General features: G+C 66.0%; 13 protein-coding genes and 1 pseudogene. 6 read left to right on the top strand and 8 right to left on the bottom strand.

Annotation, left to right across the window (positions count from 1 at the left end; genetic code table 11):
- On the bottom strand, positions 1-822 hold the full coding sequence (locus ACN4JJ_RS20640) for a pyruvate, water dikinase regulatory protein (RefSeq protein ID WP_440711768.1): 822 nt from the start codon (positions 820-822) through the stop codon (positions 1-3).
- Positions 823-1066: 244 nt separating this feature from the next.
- Here ACN4JJ_RS20640 and ACN4JJ_RS20635 point away from each other — a divergent pair, with 244 nt between their 5' ends.
- Complete coding sequence (locus ACN4JJ_RS20635; protein WP_440711767.1) at positions 1067-1291, top strand: hypothetical protein; 225 nt, start codon at positions 1067-1069, stop codon at positions 1289-1291.
- Positions 1292-1302: 11 nt separating this feature from the next.
- On the opposite strand, the gene ACN4JJ_RS20630 is transcribed toward ACN4JJ_RS20635, so the two are convergent.
- Both ACN4JJ_RS20630 and ACN4JJ_RS20625 read right to left on the bottom strand, forming a co-directional pair.
- Complete coding sequence (locus tag ACN4JJ_RS20630) at positions 1303-1968, bottom strand: substrate-binding domain-containing protein (RefSeq protein WP_440711808.1); 666 nt, start codon at positions 1966-1968, stop codon at positions 1303-1305.
- Between the two features lie 207 nt (positions 1969-2175).
- Positions 2176-2283: pseudogene (locus tag ACN4JJ_RS20625) on the bottom strand (LacI family DNA-binding transcriptional regulator); the annotation flags it as partial.
- A 186-nt stretch (positions 2284-2469) separates the two neighbouring features.
- Here ACN4JJ_RS20625 and ACN4JJ_RS20620 point away from each other — a divergent pair.
- Complete coding sequence (locus ACN4JJ_RS20620) at positions 2470-3333, top strand: nitrilase-related carbon-nitrogen hydrolase (RefSeq protein ID WP_440711766.1); 864 nt, start codon at positions 2470-2472, stop codon at positions 3331-3333.
- 43 nt (positions 3334-3376) lie between these two features.
- Positions 3377-4687 carry an MFS transporter gene (locus ACN4JJ_RS20615; RefSeq protein WP_440711765.1) on the top strand — a complete coding sequence of 437 codons (1311 nt, stop codon included), beginning with the start codon at positions 3377-3379 and terminating at the stop codon, positions 4685-4687.
- 390 nt (positions 4688-5077) lie between these two features.
- Here the strand turns inward: ACN4JJ_RS20615 and ACN4JJ_RS20610 are convergent, their stop codons facing one another.
- From ACN4JJ_RS20610 to ACN4JJ_RS20590, 5 genes are read right to left on the bottom strand one after another with little or no spacing between them, the layout of a single operon-like run.
- The gene (locus tag ACN4JJ_RS20610) at positions 5078-6292 is read right to left on the bottom strand and encodes an iron-containing alcohol dehydrogenase (protein WP_440711764.1); all 1215 of its coding nucleotides are present in this window, start codon (positions 6290-6292) and stop codon (positions 5078-5080) included.
- Entirely contained in the window at positions 6289-7734 is a 1446-nt protein-coding gene (locus tag ACN4JJ_RS20605) for an amidase (protein ID WP_440711763.1), read from the bottom strand. Before ACN4JJ_RS20605 ends, ACN4JJ_RS20610 begins: the two co-directional genes overlap by 4 nt.
- A gap of 22 nt (positions 7735-7756) precedes the next feature.
- Positions 7757-8749: an ABC transporter permease gene (locus tag ACN4JJ_RS20600; protein ID WP_440711762.1), complete on the bottom strand. Its 993-nt coding sequence runs from the start codon at positions 8747-8749 to the stop codon at positions 7757-7759.
- Positions 8746-10263 carry a sugar ABC transporter ATP-binding protein gene (locus ACN4JJ_RS20595; protein ID WP_440711761.1) on the bottom strand — a complete coding sequence of 506 codons (1518 nt, stop codon included), beginning with the start codon at positions 10261-10263 and terminating at the stop codon, positions 8746-8748. Before ACN4JJ_RS20595 ends, ACN4JJ_RS20600 begins: the two co-directional genes overlap by 4 nt.
- Entirely contained in the window at positions 10260-11246 is a 987-nt protein-coding gene (locus ACN4JJ_RS20590; protein WP_440711760.1) for a sugar ABC transporter substrate-binding protein, read from the bottom strand. Before ACN4JJ_RS20590 ends, ACN4JJ_RS20595 begins: the two co-directional genes overlap by 4 nt.
- A gap of 164 nt (positions 11247-11410) precedes the next feature.
- Between ACN4JJ_RS20590 and ACN4JJ_RS20585 the strand changes: the two genes are divergently transcribed.
- The 3 genes from ACN4JJ_RS20585 to ACN4JJ_RS20575 all read left to right on the top strand — a co-directional run bounded on the left by ACN4JJ_RS20585 (position 11411) and on the right by ACN4JJ_RS20575 (position 14821).
- A complete protein-coding gene (locus tag ACN4JJ_RS20585; RefSeq protein ID WP_440711759.1) occupies positions 11411-12124 on the top strand; it encodes a response regulator transcription factor in 714 nt (237 codons plus the stop codon).
- 30 nt (positions 12125-12154) lie between these two features.
- Positions 12155-13879 (top strand): ABC transporter substrate-binding protein, encoded by a 1725-nt coding sequence (locus ACN4JJ_RS20580; protein ID WP_440711758.1) that lies wholly within the window; start codon positions 12155-12157, stop codon positions 13877-13879.
- A gap of 126 nt (positions 13880-14005) precedes the next feature.
- A complete protein-coding gene (locus tag ACN4JJ_RS20575) occupies positions 14006-14821 on the top strand; it encodes a polysaccharide deacetylase family protein (protein ID WP_440711757.1) in 816 nt (271 codons plus the stop codon).
- The last annotated feature ends 24 nt before the right edge of the window (positions 14822-14845 follow it).

Here is a 14845-nt window from a genome sequence, read left to right as displayed (position 1 = left end):
TCATAGTCGGAGCTTCAGGGTTTGCAGGATGACGGCTGACATCTCCTCGACGCTCTTGGTCGAGGAGTTCAGATAGGGAATTCCAGATGACCGGTACAGGGACTCGGCACGGCGAAGTTCCGCAGTGCACTGCGGAAGGCTGGCGTACCGTGACGAGGGGCGCCTTTCATTCCTGACCTGGCTGAGCCGCAGCGGCGTTGTCGTCAGACCGAAGCAGCGGGCGGCCAGACCAGCGATAGAGGTGGGCAGTCCCTCGCTCGGGAGGTCATCGTCGGTGAGCGGGTAATTGGCGACCAGCAACCCGTACTGCAGGGCCAGGTACATCGTGGTCGGCGTCTTACCGCAGCGGCTGGGGGCGAGGATGATTACGTCCGCGACGTCCAGAGCCCTGGAACTCTGTCCGTCGTCATGTTCTATGGCGTACTCGATGGCTCTCATCCGCCGGAAGTACTGCTCCGTGTCACCGACAGCGTGAAAGCGTCCCAACTGATCGGACGCGGTGGTTTGCAAGGCCTGCTCAAGCTCGGTGAGGTGACCCTGGAGAAGGTCAATGCGTGTCGCCGGGGCGGTTGCCAGAACTGCGGCCACGGCGGGCGTCTTGATGGTGGTGAACAGGATCGGGTCGGCGCCCGCACGAGCGGTCGCGGCGACGTCCTCAACCACACTCCCTGCCCCGGCAGGAGTGTCGACGAAGGGCACAGTGTGGCGCTTGAACGCGAGACCGGGGAAGTTGGACAGCAGTGCGTTCCCCAACGTTTCGGCTGTGATGCCGGTGCTGTCGGAGACGAAGAACACCGCACGCTGCATGACCGAGCTCGACATCGAACCACCACCTCGCGGTCAACACTCCCGGAACGGCCTCGCCGGATCATGTGCCTAATGCACGCCTCTGGGGCCGCCTCTGTGCATTTCCACGTCCAGCCATACGGCGATACTTCCTGTGCGCCTCGATCCCGTAATGCGGGTGTGCCGACTGCACCCGTACCGGACACGTGCTGTGCATCAGGGTACGTCGGGGGATGATCGAAAACTCCGAAGCTGGATCGCACACTGGAAGGGGAACCGGATGACCCGAGCCGAAGACACCGACACCCAAGACGCCACCTCAGCGCTGACGTGGCGCTGCGCGCAAGCAGGACTCTGGGTGGCGTCCGCTCCTACCGGCGCGTCCGCGGGAATCATCCATGAGAACTGGGGCCAGGGATTCCAGGTCACCGAAGCGTTGGGGAGGGACCTTGGAGTGTTCAGCACTCTCGACGCCGCCAAGCAGGCGCTCGTTGACGACGTGTAGGCCGCGTAGATCTAGGTTCGCTCGCTGCGCGGGAGGGTGGAATCTCGCCACTTCACCTCGGGTCTGACTGGCTCGGGCGTGAGCGTCGGCTCACCGCTCAACCAGTCCAGCAGGTGGGCCGCCGCGCGGGCACCAGCGTCCTCGAGGTGCACATCCATCGCGGTGATGGTCGGCATAGACGTCTCAGCCATGGGGCTGTCGGTGAACGCTGCGATCTCCACGTCCTCCGGCACCGCGAAGCCGCGAGCCCGTGCGGCGTGAAGGGCACCGATGGCGAACCGGCTGGGCCCGACGAGGAAGCGTCGCGTGCCCTGGTCCAACAGCGACTGCACCATGCTGCGGGCCCCTTCTGGCCCTTCACCCTCGTAGAGCGCACCCGTTGCGAGAGGTTCGCCACGAGCGGCATAGCAGGAGATGACAGTTTTTCGGACGTCATCATTCCATCGGTTGTCCTCGGTGCCAGTGATCAACGCGGTCGGTTCTTGTGGACCCTTCCAGAGTTCGTTGAGGAGTGCCGTCACCCCGTGGCTGTGGTCGAGGCGAACATCATGGTCCGGGTCTCGGTCGTCAAAGTCATCGATGGTGACAACCGGGACCCGTGCACGACGCAGCTGTTGCAGTACCGAGTCGTTGGTGGAGGGGTGGGCCACGATGTACCCGTCAACGGGCAGAGACATGTCGCAGGAGTCCACACCGTTGGGCACGTGTACCAACCCCCAACCGCGGTCGAGTGAGGTGATGGCCGCTGCGCCTATCAAGCGTAGGTAACCGGCGGCTCCGCCCATCGAACCCTGCACGGCGTCCCGGGGGCGAAGAACCAGACCGATGAGGCGCGTGGAACCGCGACGGAGCGCGGTCGCTACCGGGTCGGCCGCATACCCCAACTGATCGATAGCGCTTCTGATTCGAGCGGTCGTCGCTTCGGAGATCTTCCGTCGCCCCGATAACGCATGGGAGACCGTAGCCGGGGACACCCCGGCGAGTGCAGCCACATCCTTGATGGTGACCGGCCGACTGCGTTGTTGCTCTCCGGCCACCCGTGCCTCCCGTCGATGGGCCTTACGTGTCGCGTTCGTGACAGTGCCCGGTCTCACGATATCGGTCTAGAGACCGCGACGGCGCGCTCGTATCACTGCGACATTGACACCAGCGGCCGGACGCATCTACGCTTACCCGCCATGAGCCACAACGATTTGATTAACGGGTCTCCGGTCCGTGAGCAGACACGTTTGACGGTCGCGTCAGCTCAATTCGCGTCATCTCAAGACGTCGAGGCGAACATCGCTCGCATCGGCATTCTGGTGCGCGACGCCGCCGACGCGGGGGCCTCCCTCGTGACCCTGCCGGAGTCATCCATCTACGAATGGTCCGCTGGGCCGGAAGCGATCTCCAAGGTGGCACGGTTCCAGTCAGGGGTGTTCGCCGAGGCCATGTCCGATTTGGCGCAGCGCCACAGCATTCACCTCGTCTACGGCAGTTACGAGATGGGTGAGGCCGAGAAGCGACCGTACAACCGACTCACAGCCCTCTCACCGTCTGGCGTCGCCTTGGCGCGGTACGACAAGATCCATCTCTACGACGCCTTCTCGTACCGCGAGTCCGACTACATCGCGCCGGGGCCCATCCACGGTGACTTCTCCGAGCTGGCAACCTTCAGCCTTCACGGCTGGCGGGTGGGGTTGCTCAACTGCTACGACCTCCGCTTCCCCGAACTCACTCTCGGTCTCATCGAACGCGGTGTTGATGTCATCGCCATGAGCTCCGCCTGGGCTCAGGGTCCCGGCAAAGCGTTCCAGTTGGCGACACTCACCGCCGCCCGCGCTATCGAGACCACCTCGTACCTCCTGCTCAGCAATCAAGCCGGCCCGGCATCCACGGGGCACAGCACCGTCCTTGACCCGGCGGGAGCGACTCTCGCTACCGTCGATGCGCCTGAGGGGCTCGCCATCGCCCGCCTAGAGCAGAGCGTGTTGCAGCAGGTCAGGAAGGCTCACCCCGTCGCCTGCAATCAGCGCTATCGCCTCACCGGAGTCGAGCGCTGAGCGGCTCCCGCAAGCACCCCCCACACAGAAGGAGTTTTGGATAATGGTGTCCGATTCACAGTTGCGCCCAGCGCCGTCACGTCCCCGCACACAGCTACGCCGAGTTCTAGCTTCCGCTGCTATCGGCCAGTTCGTCGAATGGTATGATTTCGTCATCTACGCCTACTCGGCGTCGATAATTGCGACCCTCTTCTTCCCCGCTGAGGACCGTATCGCTTCACTGCTCGCGGTGTTCGCGGTGTATGCCGCGGGCTTCGTAATGCGGCCGCTGGGTGCCATCATCTTCGGGCACTTCGGCGACACCGTCGGTCGGCGGAACGTACTAGCGGTGATCATCCTCGTGATGGGCGCATCGACCGCAGCAATCGGATTGCTGCCTACCTACGGCCAGGTGGGGGTCATCGCGACTGTGCTACTGGTTGTCTGCCGTCTCGCGCAGGGACTGTCCGCAGGAGCGGAGACGACCGGCTCGAACACCCTGGTCGCAGAGCACTCTCCTGCGAACAGGAGGGGCTTGACGGTAGCCTTCACTCTCGCCTTTTCCACCGTCCCTGCCGTCTTCGCGTCGCTACTCATCCTCCTGCTCACCAGCGTCATGGACGACGACACGTTCATGCAGTGGGGCTGGCGCATCCCGTTCCTGTTGGGCGGTGCGTTCGCGCTCGTCGGTCTCTACATCCGTCGGCGAGTCAATGAATCTCCGGCGTTCGCGGAACTCGCCCTCACGAACACGGACGTGTCGACGCCGAAGAAGCGTGCCTTCCCGCTGTGGTCCGCGATCCGCGAATCGCCCCGTCCGATCTTCTTCGCCTTCGCCCTGGCGTCCCTGTCCAGTCTAGGGTTCTACACGCTGACCGGCTATTTCCCTACCTACCTGAGCGAGACCGTCCACATCGATCAGAGCACGTCGCTGCTGTCCAACGCAGTGGCGTTGCTGGCCGCGTTCATCGCCATGCCCTTCACTGGTCTGCTCTCGGACCGGTGGGGACGCAAGCCGATGCTCATCCTCGGAGCAGCGCTCTCCGCGGCGGCAGCCCTGCCCGCGTATCTGCTGGCCAGCAGCGGAACCGCCTTTGGCGCAGTCGCCGGCCAGACGTTGCTCGCACTCGCCATCAGCGTGTTCTTCGGACCTTTCGGTGTCGCCTTCATCGAGCTGTTTCCAGTCAAGAACCGGATCAGCGGGGCGGGTCTGGGTTACAACGCCGGGTATGTGCTGTTCGGAGGGACCGCTCCGTACGTCAGCACGTGGCTGGTCCAAGCCACTGGCAACCTCCTCGCTCCGGCCTTCTACATGCTCGCAGTGGCCGCTCTCGTGGCACTGGTCTGCATCATCCTCCCCAAACCTGCCGCGTGAGGCGGCGGCGGGCAGCGACGTAGGTTGCGCTGCTGTCCGCCTGACTGCTCGAGCAGCCTCGACGTCTCGGTCCGGCAGCCGAATCGTCGAGCCGGGCGTTTCGCGTCCTTGCCCTGGATCGCAATTCGAGGGTGAGGGCGTGGGCTTGGTCCAACAGTCGCGCTCCTAGTTCGGGCTGGCGGAACGGTTGAAGCGCGACTCGACGCCCGTGATGCTGAGCATCCCCGTGTTGGCTTGGCGTCGCGGCGAAGCGCGCTTCACGCCCCCGCTGCTTCAGAACCGCGAGCGTCTTGTGGTAGCTGTCGGCTCGATTTCGGTCATCTCGGCCTCCTACGGAGGCTCAGTAGCTTCCCGATAGGGCATTGGAGGAACGTAGTCGCACCCCTCGGTCTAGATGGGCACAACCCCGGCGTGGGCATCCTCCACGATGCCCAAGAGCGCGTCTTGGACTCGGTCGGCGGCAAGCGGGGCGTTGTCCACGAGGCGGCTGATACGGGCCGCCGCTGTTACGATCCCCTCGAGTTCCGAACTCGCCACGCCGAGCTCGGTTAGAGAGGCGGGAAGACCGATCTGCCGCATCAGCTCATGCACGCGACGGATAGCCAGCTCGGCGGCTGACTCGGCAGAGACCTCGGCGGCGACGCCGAGCGCGCGACCCACATCCGCCAGCTCCGCAGTCCGCACCTCTAGCACCGCCGCCATCACGTAGGGAAGCAGCAGACCCGTCCCCACTCCGTGCGGGGTGTGGGTGAGCGCACCGATCGGGTACTGCAGGGCGTGTCCCAGATGCACACCTGCCGTGGCGAAGGCGAGGCCCGCCGCCAGCGAACCCCGAGCGGTCGAAGTGCGCGCAGCGACGTCTCCGCCGTGTTCCACCGAGCGGAACAGAGATGAGCCAAGATGTTTCACCGCCTGTAGCGCGAAGTCCGAAGAGAAAGCATTGGCGCCGATCGCACCGGTGGGAAGCGCCGACCAATCGACCCGTTCCAAACGGGCAGTGTGCGCCTCGACAGCGTGGGCCAGCGCATCCGCCCCCGCCGCAGCAGTCGCCCGCACCGGCACTCCCAGGGTAAGCAGCGGATCGACCACCGCCGCCGCCGGCACCAGTACCGGATCGGAAAGGCCGACCTTGAGCCCCCGGGCGGAATCGGTGACGACGGCGACCGGCGTCACCTCCGACCCCGTTCCAGCGGTGCTCGGCACCGCGACGACCGGAACCGGGCGCCGGCCAATCGACCCTGCCTCGTAGTAGTCGGCAACGACTCCCGGGTTGGTCACCAGCAACGCCAGCACCTTGGCCAAATCAAGAGCACTCCCACCGCCGAGCGCCACGACCACATCGGGGGTAAAGTCGCGCACCGCAGGCAGCACAGCGTTGATCGCATCGACCGGCAGCTCAGGGACCACCTCTGCGTGCACGGACACCGCGCTCATGACCGCTTCGAGGTCGGCGCGAAGCGCGAGGCCCTCCGGCGTACCAAGTACCACAGGATCGGCCACTAACAGCGCTCGGGAGCCGTACTCCAGGGCGATGCCGGGCACAGCCGCGATGCTGCCCTCGCCGAACAGCAATGTGCGGGGCGCGCGCAGGATACCGAAGTTCACTGGCCGGCGTCCGTGTGCGTCCACCACTCCTCAGGGCGGTACTGCGCCCAGGGACGCACGCTCTCGAACCTCGCCGAGGCGCGCATAACAAGCGCGTCGGCCAGGTGACCCCCCGCTATCTGCAGGCCGATCGGGCGCCCGTCCGCCGTGAACCCCGCGGGCACCGTTGAGGCGGGCGTGGTGAGCATGTTGAAAGGGTAGGTAAGCAACCAGCCGAAGACCTGGCGCTGCGCCGATTTCTCGGTGAACCATTCCGGAACGATCTGCTTGTGTTTAAAGGCCGCCGAGGCGAGGGTCGGGGTGAGGAGCAAGTCATAGCGCGAGGTAAAGGCGGCCCAGGAGTCCCACATCCGCCCGCGGAAGGCATCGGCGCTGCCGAGTTGCTCTCCGGTCGCCTTCTTGGCATCGGAGATGAGCGCGAGCAGGTTGTCGTCGAGCTGGCCGCGGTATCGCTCCCAGTCGATGAGGTCGTGCTCCGAGGCAAAGCCGGCGGCGAAGACTCCTGTCCAAAACGCCTCTTCGGGATTTGGCCATTCTGGCTTGGCCTCCTCGACCTCGGCACCGAGCTCCACGAAGGCCTGCAGCGCGTCGAGGCACACTGCAGCCACCTCGGGGTCGATGTACCCGAGGCCGAGATCCGGCGACCAAGCGATCCGCACACCCGTAAGCGGCTTCTCGATCTCGCGCAGGTAGTCGGTGCCGTCGTGCGGCAAGCTGGTCGGATCCTCGGAATCCGGTCCTACGGTAGCGTTCAGCCAGAGGGCTGCGTCACGCACAGTGCGAGTGATCGGACCGTGCGACACCCAGGTGTTGAAGCGGCCGGGCAGCAGGCTTTGCGGTACGCGGCCGCCGGTAGGCTTGAACCCGAAGGCGCCGCACAGCGAGGCCGGGATGCGGATGGATCCGCCGCCGTCGGCCCCTTCCGCGATCGGGGCCATACCGGCCGCGACCGCGGCGGCGGCGCCGCCACTCGAGCCGCCCGCGCTGTGTCCTTGCTTCCAGGGGTTGTGGGTGGCGCCATAGATCGGATTGTCACTGAAGCTCGCGTAGGTGGCTTCGGGGATGTTGGTGCGGCCGAGGAAGAGCCCGCCCGCCTCGCGCATCCGCTTGACTACCACGGCATCGTAGGTGCCGAGGTTGCCTTGCAGAGCCGGCAGGCCCGCATCCAAGGGAAGATCTTTCATTGAGGTGGCTCCCTTCACGGCGTACGGCACGCCGGCCAGAGGGCCGAGCGCCTCACCCGCGGCGATCTTCGCGTCGAGCTGCTTGGCCTCGGCCAGCACAGCATCGGGGTCGTGGTAGATGTATGCGTTCACTCCCGGGTTGACTGCCGCGATGCGCTGCACAAAAGCCTCGGCGATCTCGCTCGGTCGCAATGTGTGTGCCGCGACATGGCTTGCGATCTCGGAGGCGGACAGCCAGACGATGTCTTCTTGATTCACGGATGGTCCCTTTCTTGATGGATCAGTATTTCTTGCGCACCCAAAGCGACAGTGCCTGCAGGGCGGCCGCCACGATGAGCACGAGACCGGTCAGTACGCCCGCGGCCTCCGGGCCGTAGTTGAGCAGGGTGAGACCGTTGCGCAGCACGGCGAGCAGCCACACACCCACGAGCACGCGCCAGAGGCTGCCGCGACCGCCGGTGAACGGCACGCCTCCGAGCAGGATGGCGGTGAGCACTGTTACCTCGAAGCCCACGCCGAGCGTTCCCGAGGGGGCGCTGTCCAGCCGCGAGATCTGCAGCAGAGCAGCGATACCCACGGCCAGTCCCACAGCCGCGTAGAGCAGCACGACGGTCGACTTCACCCGGATACCCACGAGGAAAGCCGCCCGGGGGTTGACGCCGATCGCCTGTACGTGCCGCCCGAAGGGCAGCGCCCCCATTACGAACAGGGTGAGCGCGGCGACGATGATCGCCACCCAGCCGATCGCGCTGACGCCAAGCACTGAGGTGTTGGCGAAGCCAATCACCGGCTCGGGAAAGCCGAAGATCGAGTCCGGCGCGAGGAATAGGGCGAGCGCACGGCCGCCGGCGAGGCCGCCGAGAGTCACGACGATAGGAGAGAGCCCCAGACGGCCGATGAGCAGCCCATTGAACAGTCCAGCACCCAGTCCCACGGCGAGGCCGACGGCGACCCCCGCCCCGACACCCCAGTTCACGAAGGCGAGGCCCGCGCAGACGCCGGCGACGGCCATGGTTGAACCCACGGATAGGTCGACGTAGCCAGCCATCAGTAGCACACCGGCGACGGCGGCTACCACAAACACGGTCGCGTTCTGTACGAGCATGGCCGAGAGGTTGGCCGGGGTGAGGAAGCTCTGCGTGACGATGGCGAAGTACGCCATTAGTGCCACGCAAGCGACCGGGAAGACCCAATCGAAAGCCCGCACGATCCAGACCCCGCGGCGCCCGCGGTGGTCGGGGGTAGCGTCCGTCACGGGGGTCGCGGCGCTCATGCGGCACTCTCCACGGCCATCGGCTGTGCCAGCACAGTAAGCTCGTCCTCGCTTAGCACGTTGTCGCCATGGTGAGCGACGCGCCCCTCCACGAGCACGAGCACCCGGTCGGCGAGGGTTATGATCTCCTCCGGATCGCTCGAGGCGAAGATCACGGTGGTGCCGTTCTCGGCGGCCCGGCGCAGCAGTGCGTAAATGTCGCTGCGGCTGCCGATATCCACCCCCTGCGTCGGCTCGTCGAGCAGCAGTAGCTCGATCCGCGCGGAGGCAGTCGTCCAGCGGGCAACTGCGACCTTCTGGGCGTTGCCACCGGAGAGGGACGAGACCGCGATATCGCCGCGCGGGGGCGTGACACCTACCTCGGCCACCGTCTCAGAGAACTCCCGCCGCTCCTCGCCCACCCGGCGTATCCCCCGAGCGAGACGGTCGAGGTGCGGCATCAGCAGGTTGTCGACAACCGGCATCTCGCCGAACAGCGATTGCGAGACCCGGTCGGAGGCCACGAGCGCGATGCCGGCATCGAGAGCCTTCCGGGGTGAAGCCGCGGTCAGGGGAGCGCCGGCGAGCGAAGCTTCGCCTGACTTCCGAACTCGCACGCCCGCGAGGGTCTCCAACAGATCGGTGCGTCCGGAACCGAGCATGCCGTACACACCGAGAATCTCGCCCCGTTGCACCTTGAGATCAATCGGGCCGGTGTAGCCACAGAGGTAGCTGTTGAGCATCAGCCACTCCGGGCCGTCGAGAGGCCGCATGCAGCGCCGAGCGGTGGTTGCGCCGGGTGAGATCGCCTCGACCAGGTCAGCGAGCCCGATCTGCGCGCGGGGTCGTGTCCAAAGCACGGCCCCGTCGCGCAGAACGGTTACATCGTCGGCGATGCGCAGAACCTCATGAAGCAGGTGCGTGACGTAGATCACGGCGATGCCGGTCTCGTGCGCGAGCCGGTCCACCATTTGCAGCAGGGCGTCGATCTCGTGCGTGCCGAGGGCTGCTGTCGGCTCGTCGAGGATGAGCACCGAAGGAGTGCGGCGCACAGCTCTAGCGATCTCTACCATCTGCTGCTCGCCCACGCTGAGTCGGTCGACGCGCTGGGACGGATCGATGTCCACTCCGAGCACGGCGAGCACGCGGGCTGTCTCCACTGCCTGGGCGCGGCGGTCGGTGATGCCGCCGGGTCTACGCAGCTCGGAGCCGAGGAACACGTTGTCGGCCACGGAAAGCTCGCCGATCAGCTGGAAATGCTGGTAGATGATGGCGATCCCCGCTTCGAGGGCTTGGCGCGGGCTGAATCCCGCATGCTCGACGCTGGCCACTCGGATAACGCCGGCATCTGGTGTGGTGGCCCCGCTCAGGCATCCCAGCAGGGTCGATTTGCCGGCTCCGTTGGCACCAAGCAGGGCATGGATACGGCCTGGCTGCACCTCGAGGTCGATGCCCCGAAGCACGATATTCGGTCCGTATGACTTGCGTAGTCCGGAGACGGTGAGCCCCTCGAGGCTCGACACGGAAGCCGTCACTGCTTGCTCCCATACTGCGCGATGAGGTCGTCAATGGTGGCGTCGTCGCCGGTTTTGGCGAGCACGGCGGGGGTGAGCGTCTCTGTCTCGCCTTCGCCGCGGATGGCGGCGAGCGAGTTGTCAAAGATGTCCTGGGCAAGCTCAGCGATCGGGAAGGCAGAGGTGACGCGGAAGGCGCCGCCAGCCTTCACCGAGGCGAGACCCTCCGGGGTGCCGTCGGAGCCGCCGATGTAGACGGAGTCCGGGTCGATTCCTGCGTTATCGAAGGCCTTCTTGGCACCCAGCGCCGCATCGTCGTTCATGCCGATGAAGACACGGAGGTCGGGATGCTCACGCAGGAGGTCTTCGGCGATTTGCAGACCACAGGCCTGGTCGGCGCAATCCTGCTCGCCCACCACGGGGATGCCGGCGGCGTCGAGCGCGGCGAGCGGCACGTCCCAACGGCCGGAGAGCGCGGGCAGTGCAGTGACGGTGGTAACCGCGGCCGAGACGCCGCCCTCGGGGTGGTTCTCAGCGAGCCAGCTCGTGAGGTCGTCGGCGATCAGGCCACCGCTGTAACTGCTATCGAAGCCCACGCTGCCGTCCTGGCCCTCCATGGTGACGAGGTAGGTCAGCCACTTGATGCCCTTGTCCTGCGCCTCCTGCTGCAAACCGGTAAAGGCGGCGGGATCAACGGGCCAGAGCAGGATGGAGTCGACGCCCTGAGTGACCCAGCTCTCCACCGTCGCGCGCTGCGTCTCGAGGTTGTTGGCGGTGGTGTTGTCTAGGAGCACCGTGACGCAGCCGTCCTCCTCGGCGTACTGGGTCAGAAACTGCTTGATTGCCTTCACGCCGGAGGCCTCACTGAGCGGGTGGCTGAAACCGATCGTGGTCGTTTCGGTACAGTCGGACGACGTGGACGTGGCCTGGGCGCAGCCCGACAGGGCCGCTGTGGCCAGGGTCAGTGCTGCTGTGCACATGGCGATGGTGCGGATGTTCGACATGAGAGCCTCCTCGGTCTTCGGGTGCCCGCTTCAGGGGCGCTGTCAGGATGCTAGGAAGCGCGGGAGGGTCGACGCCTCCGCAGAAATACGGAGCTTCAACGTTTCATGCTCTTCGTAACGGCCTCGTAACACGCCGGCCGCCGCAGCCGGACTAAAATCACGGCATGACGGGTAACGAAGCCCTGCCGGGGCATATCTCCGATGTGCTCACCCGGGTGACCTCGGCGAGACCCGCGGAGCGCGCGCATGGCGTGCTCGACCTGATGCGGTGGCAGAGCGCCGCGCCCGCAATCAGCCTGTTCCGCGTGCTGCCGAACGGAACTCATATTGCGGTGGCGAACAGCGGATACGACAGGCGAGTGCTCGACTACCTCGGTTCGGAAGGCTTCCTCAAACGATGCGTCGGCTTCGCCGAGGTGCGCGCACGGCACGCCGTCGCGCACGATTGGGACACGATTCCCGGTTTCCGTGCCACTCATTCCGCCCGCAGCGTGTTCGGCCCGGCCGGTTTCCGCAACGGCCTCTCTATGTACCTCAACGACGGATGCAACAGGCCGATCGGGTTGCTGCACCTAGCGCTTTCCAGCGAGCACGTCGCGTCCTCGACGGCCGAGCTGTTCCGGGCATCGCTCAGCCCACTGGCCGACTGGTTGCGCGGAATGACGGCGCTCGAACAAGCGCAGCTCACTCCGCGAGAGAGGGAGGTCTGCTCGCTCATCCGTGACGGCCATTCCAATGCAGAGATTGCTCAGGAACTTTTCGTGTCTAGCCGCACCGTCGCCACCCACGTAGAGAACGTGTTGCGCAAGCTCGGCCTCGGTAATCGTACGCAGGTCGCGATTCTCGCCGAACGATGGGGCGTCGATGCCTTGCCGTAAGCGTCGGCAAGCCCTGCGATGGGGGTGGATATGACCTCACACCGTACGGTGCGAATCGATGGCGCTGGCGTGCTCTTTCCGGTCGAAGGCGTACCTGATGGCGCACTGGCGCGGCTGCTTGCTGCGGTGCCGATAGTGCAGCCCCGCTCTGGCACAGCGTTCTTCTGGCTGGGGCCCGTCGATCAGGGCGAGAGGGCCGGGCGTAGGGAAGTGTTGCGGGTGAGTCTCCAGGCCGCGGAGCTGGAGGGATGGCGCGCCGAGCTCGAGCGGGTCGACCGCAGCGACGCCCGGCTGCTGACCGATCGCGAGCTCGAGGTGCTGACCCTGCTGGCCTGTGGGCTGAGCAACATCAACATCGCACTACGGCTCGAGATAGCCCGGCGCACAGTCGCCACTCACGTGGAGCTGGTGTTCGCCAAGCTGGGTGTCTCTACGCGCGCGGCCGCGGCGGCGCTGGCGCTCGAGCTCTCCCTGCTGACGCTACCCGTGCCCGGGCTCAACACTCGGCCTATCGGTCTCGAACTTGAGCTCGATGTGCTGGCGCTCGGTGCGGCAGCGGCCGGGGTGCCGATCGGGCTCGCCGCGCCCGCTCGTGCCCGACGCGCGCGTTCTCGGTCCCGTCCTATCCGCATCGGTGCCGTCTACCCGCGGAACGAGGAGTGGAGCGGGGACGCGAGGCTCATGCGCGCCGGTGCTGAGTTGGCCGTGCAAGAGGCGAACGACCGTGGCGGCATCGACGGCCGTCCGCTGGAGCTGTGCACCGAGCAGGTCGACGTTGGCTCAGCGGTGACGGTGGCCGCCGCTGTGGCGCGACTGCTTAATCAGGAGGTGGATGCAATCACCCTTGGCGCACTTTTCGACCGCAGCCGCGGCGCCTTCGAGATGCAGCTTGGAGAGGCGGCCATGCAGGGTGTTCCGCTGCTGCACCACTCCACCTCGGCTCAAGCGGCGGCTCTCGTAGCCGAGGAGCCCGAACGGTTCGGCAACGTTTTCCAGGCCTGCTCCCCGGCCAACCGCTACGGGGAGGGCTTCCTACGCATAATCCAGTCGTTGCGCGTTCCCGGGGCCAGCGGCCTTCGGTCCGGCCGTATCCTGCTGCTCGAGAGCGCCGACCCGGACCTGGCGACCTCCACGCCGGCGTTGCGCGAGAGATTGCAGCGCGCCGGCTGGGAGGTGCAAGCCGTTACGGTCGCGGAGGGCGAGTCGGCGTGGGCGGATGCTGCTGCCACCGTGCGTGCGGTCGACCCCTTCGCGGTGCTGCTTGGCTGCTACTCGCCTCGCGACCTTGCGGCATTCATGTCGGCCTACCGTCGCGACGCCACGGGTGCTGTGCTCTACGCCGTCTACGCACCCTCCGTGCCCTCCTTCCTCAGCGCGGCAGGGGATAACGCCGAGGGGCTGTACTGGGCGACTGTCACCGGCCGGTACCCGGATGCGCTCGGCACTCGCTTCGCCCGCGATTTCGAGCGGCGGTTCCACATGGATGCGGGTCTGTCGAGTGCCGGCATCCACTACGACATGGTCGGACTGCTCGCCCAGGCCTGGTCGTTCACGAGGTCGCCGGCCGAACATAGCACGGTGTCGGCGGTGCTGCGTAGCGTCGTGTATCGCGGGGTGAACGGCAACTACTACTTCGGTCACGCCAGCCAGACGAACCGCTGCTACCCCGACGACGGGACGGACCCGGCGACATCTCAGGCCCAGTTGGTGTTTCAGGTGCGAGGGCTCCAGCACCGGGTGGTCGCCGCCGGTTGAGTGGCGTCTCGGTCATTCGACCGATCCCCGCCGCGGCGGCGGTTCATACGGTGCAGGTAACCATTACTCACCTGAGGAAGGGACATCCCATGCCTACACCCACCGTCTGCCTCACCTTTGACTTCGATGCAATTTCGGTCTGGTACGGACTGGTACGGACTGCTCGGCACCTCGACGCCGACGTACCTGTCGCGCGGCGAGTTCGTGGCGAACGTCGCCGCACCCCGCATCCTCGACCTGCTTGACCAGGAAGGGGTGACCAGCACCTGGTACATCCCCGGTCTCGATGCCGAGACCTACCCAGACGTCTGCAGGCGCATCCGCGACTCCGGCCATGAGATCGGCCACCACGGCTATGCCCACGAGGGCCCCACCACCCTCGACGAGCCAGCCGAGCGAACCATCCTGGAGCGCGGCATAGAAGCGCTTGACTCCACCTTGGGGGTGCGCCCGGTGGGTTATCGCTCACCAGCCTTCGACCTTTCGCCCAACTCAACGCGGCTACTCGAGGAGTACGGCTTCCTGTACGACAGCAGCATGATGGCTCAGGACTTCGAGCCCTACCGGTGCCGTACCGGCGACGTGTTCCACCCCGACAAGCCGATCGAATGGGGCCGGCCGCTTTCACTTATTGAGGTGCCGGTGACCTGGACGCTCGACGATTTCCCCTTCATCGAGTTCGCGCTGGCCCCGGGCGTGTCGTTGCCGGGTTCGACGGATGTTGCGGGGCTAGCCGACCGTTGGATCTCCGACCTCGACTTCATGGTGGAGGAGGTGCCGGGTGGCATCTTCACCCACACCTTTCACCCACAGTCGATCGGTCGAGGCAGCCGAATCCGCATCCTGCGCCGCCTCATTCACCGTGCAAAGGAGCACGGCGCCGAGTTCTCGACCGTCGAGGCGGCCGCCCGCCGGTGGGACGCGGGTCAGAAGGCGGCCTGACATGCGAGAGGGGATGCCCCGCCG

The sequence above is a fragment of the Herbiconiux dendrobii genome (genome assembly GCF_052048175.1).
In the GTDB taxonomy this organism is placed as follows: domain Bacteria; phylum Actinomycetota; class Actinomycetes; order Actinomycetales; family Microbacteriaceae; genus Herbiconiux.
The sequence above is the reverse complement of the archived record's forward strand: the minus strand, read 5'-3'. Positions and strand labels throughout refer to the sequence as shown.

Bases quoted from the DNA above. Each gene is read 5' to 3' on its own strand.
- ACN4JJ_RS20585 (WP_440711759.1), top strand. From the start codon at position 11,411: ATGACGGGTAACGAAGCCCTGCCGGGGCATATCTCCGATGTGCTCACC.
- ACN4JJ_RS20620 (WP_440711766.1), top strand. From the start codon at position 2,470: ATGAGCCACAACGATTTGATTAACGGGTCTCCGGTCCGTGAGCAGACA.
- ACN4JJ_RS20635 (WP_440711767.1), top strand. From the start codon at position 1,067: ATGACCCGAGCCGAAGACACCGACACCCAAGACGCCACCTCAGCGCTG.
- ACN4JJ_RS20575 (WP_440711757.1), top strand. From the start codon at position 14,006: ATGCAATTTCGGTCTGGTACGGACTGGTACGGACTGCTCGGCACCTCG.
- ACN4JJ_RS20590 (WP_440711760.1), bottom strand. From the start codon at position 11,246: ATGTCGAACATCCGCACCATCGCCATGTGCACAGCAGCACTGACCCTG.
- ACN4JJ_RS20580 (WP_440711758.1), top strand. From the start codon at position 12,155: ATGACCTCACACCGTACGGTGCGAATCGATGGCGCTGGCGTGCTCTTT.
- ACN4JJ_RS20630 (WP_440711808.1), bottom strand. From the start codon at position 1,968: ATGTCTCTGCCCGTTGACGGGTACATCGTGGCCCACCCCTCCACCAAC.
- ACN4JJ_RS20640 (WP_440711768.1), bottom strand. From the start codon at position 822: ATGTCGAGCTCGGTCATGCAGCGTGCGGTGTTCTTCGTCTCCGACAGC.
- ACN4JJ_RS20615 (WP_440711765.1), top strand. From the start codon at position 3,377: ATGGTGTCCGATTCACAGTTGCGCCCAGCGCCGTCACGTCCCCGCACA.
- ACN4JJ_RS20600 (WP_440711762.1), bottom strand. From the start codon at position 8,749: ATGAGCGCCGCGACCCCCGTGACGGACGCTACCCCCGACCACCGCGGG.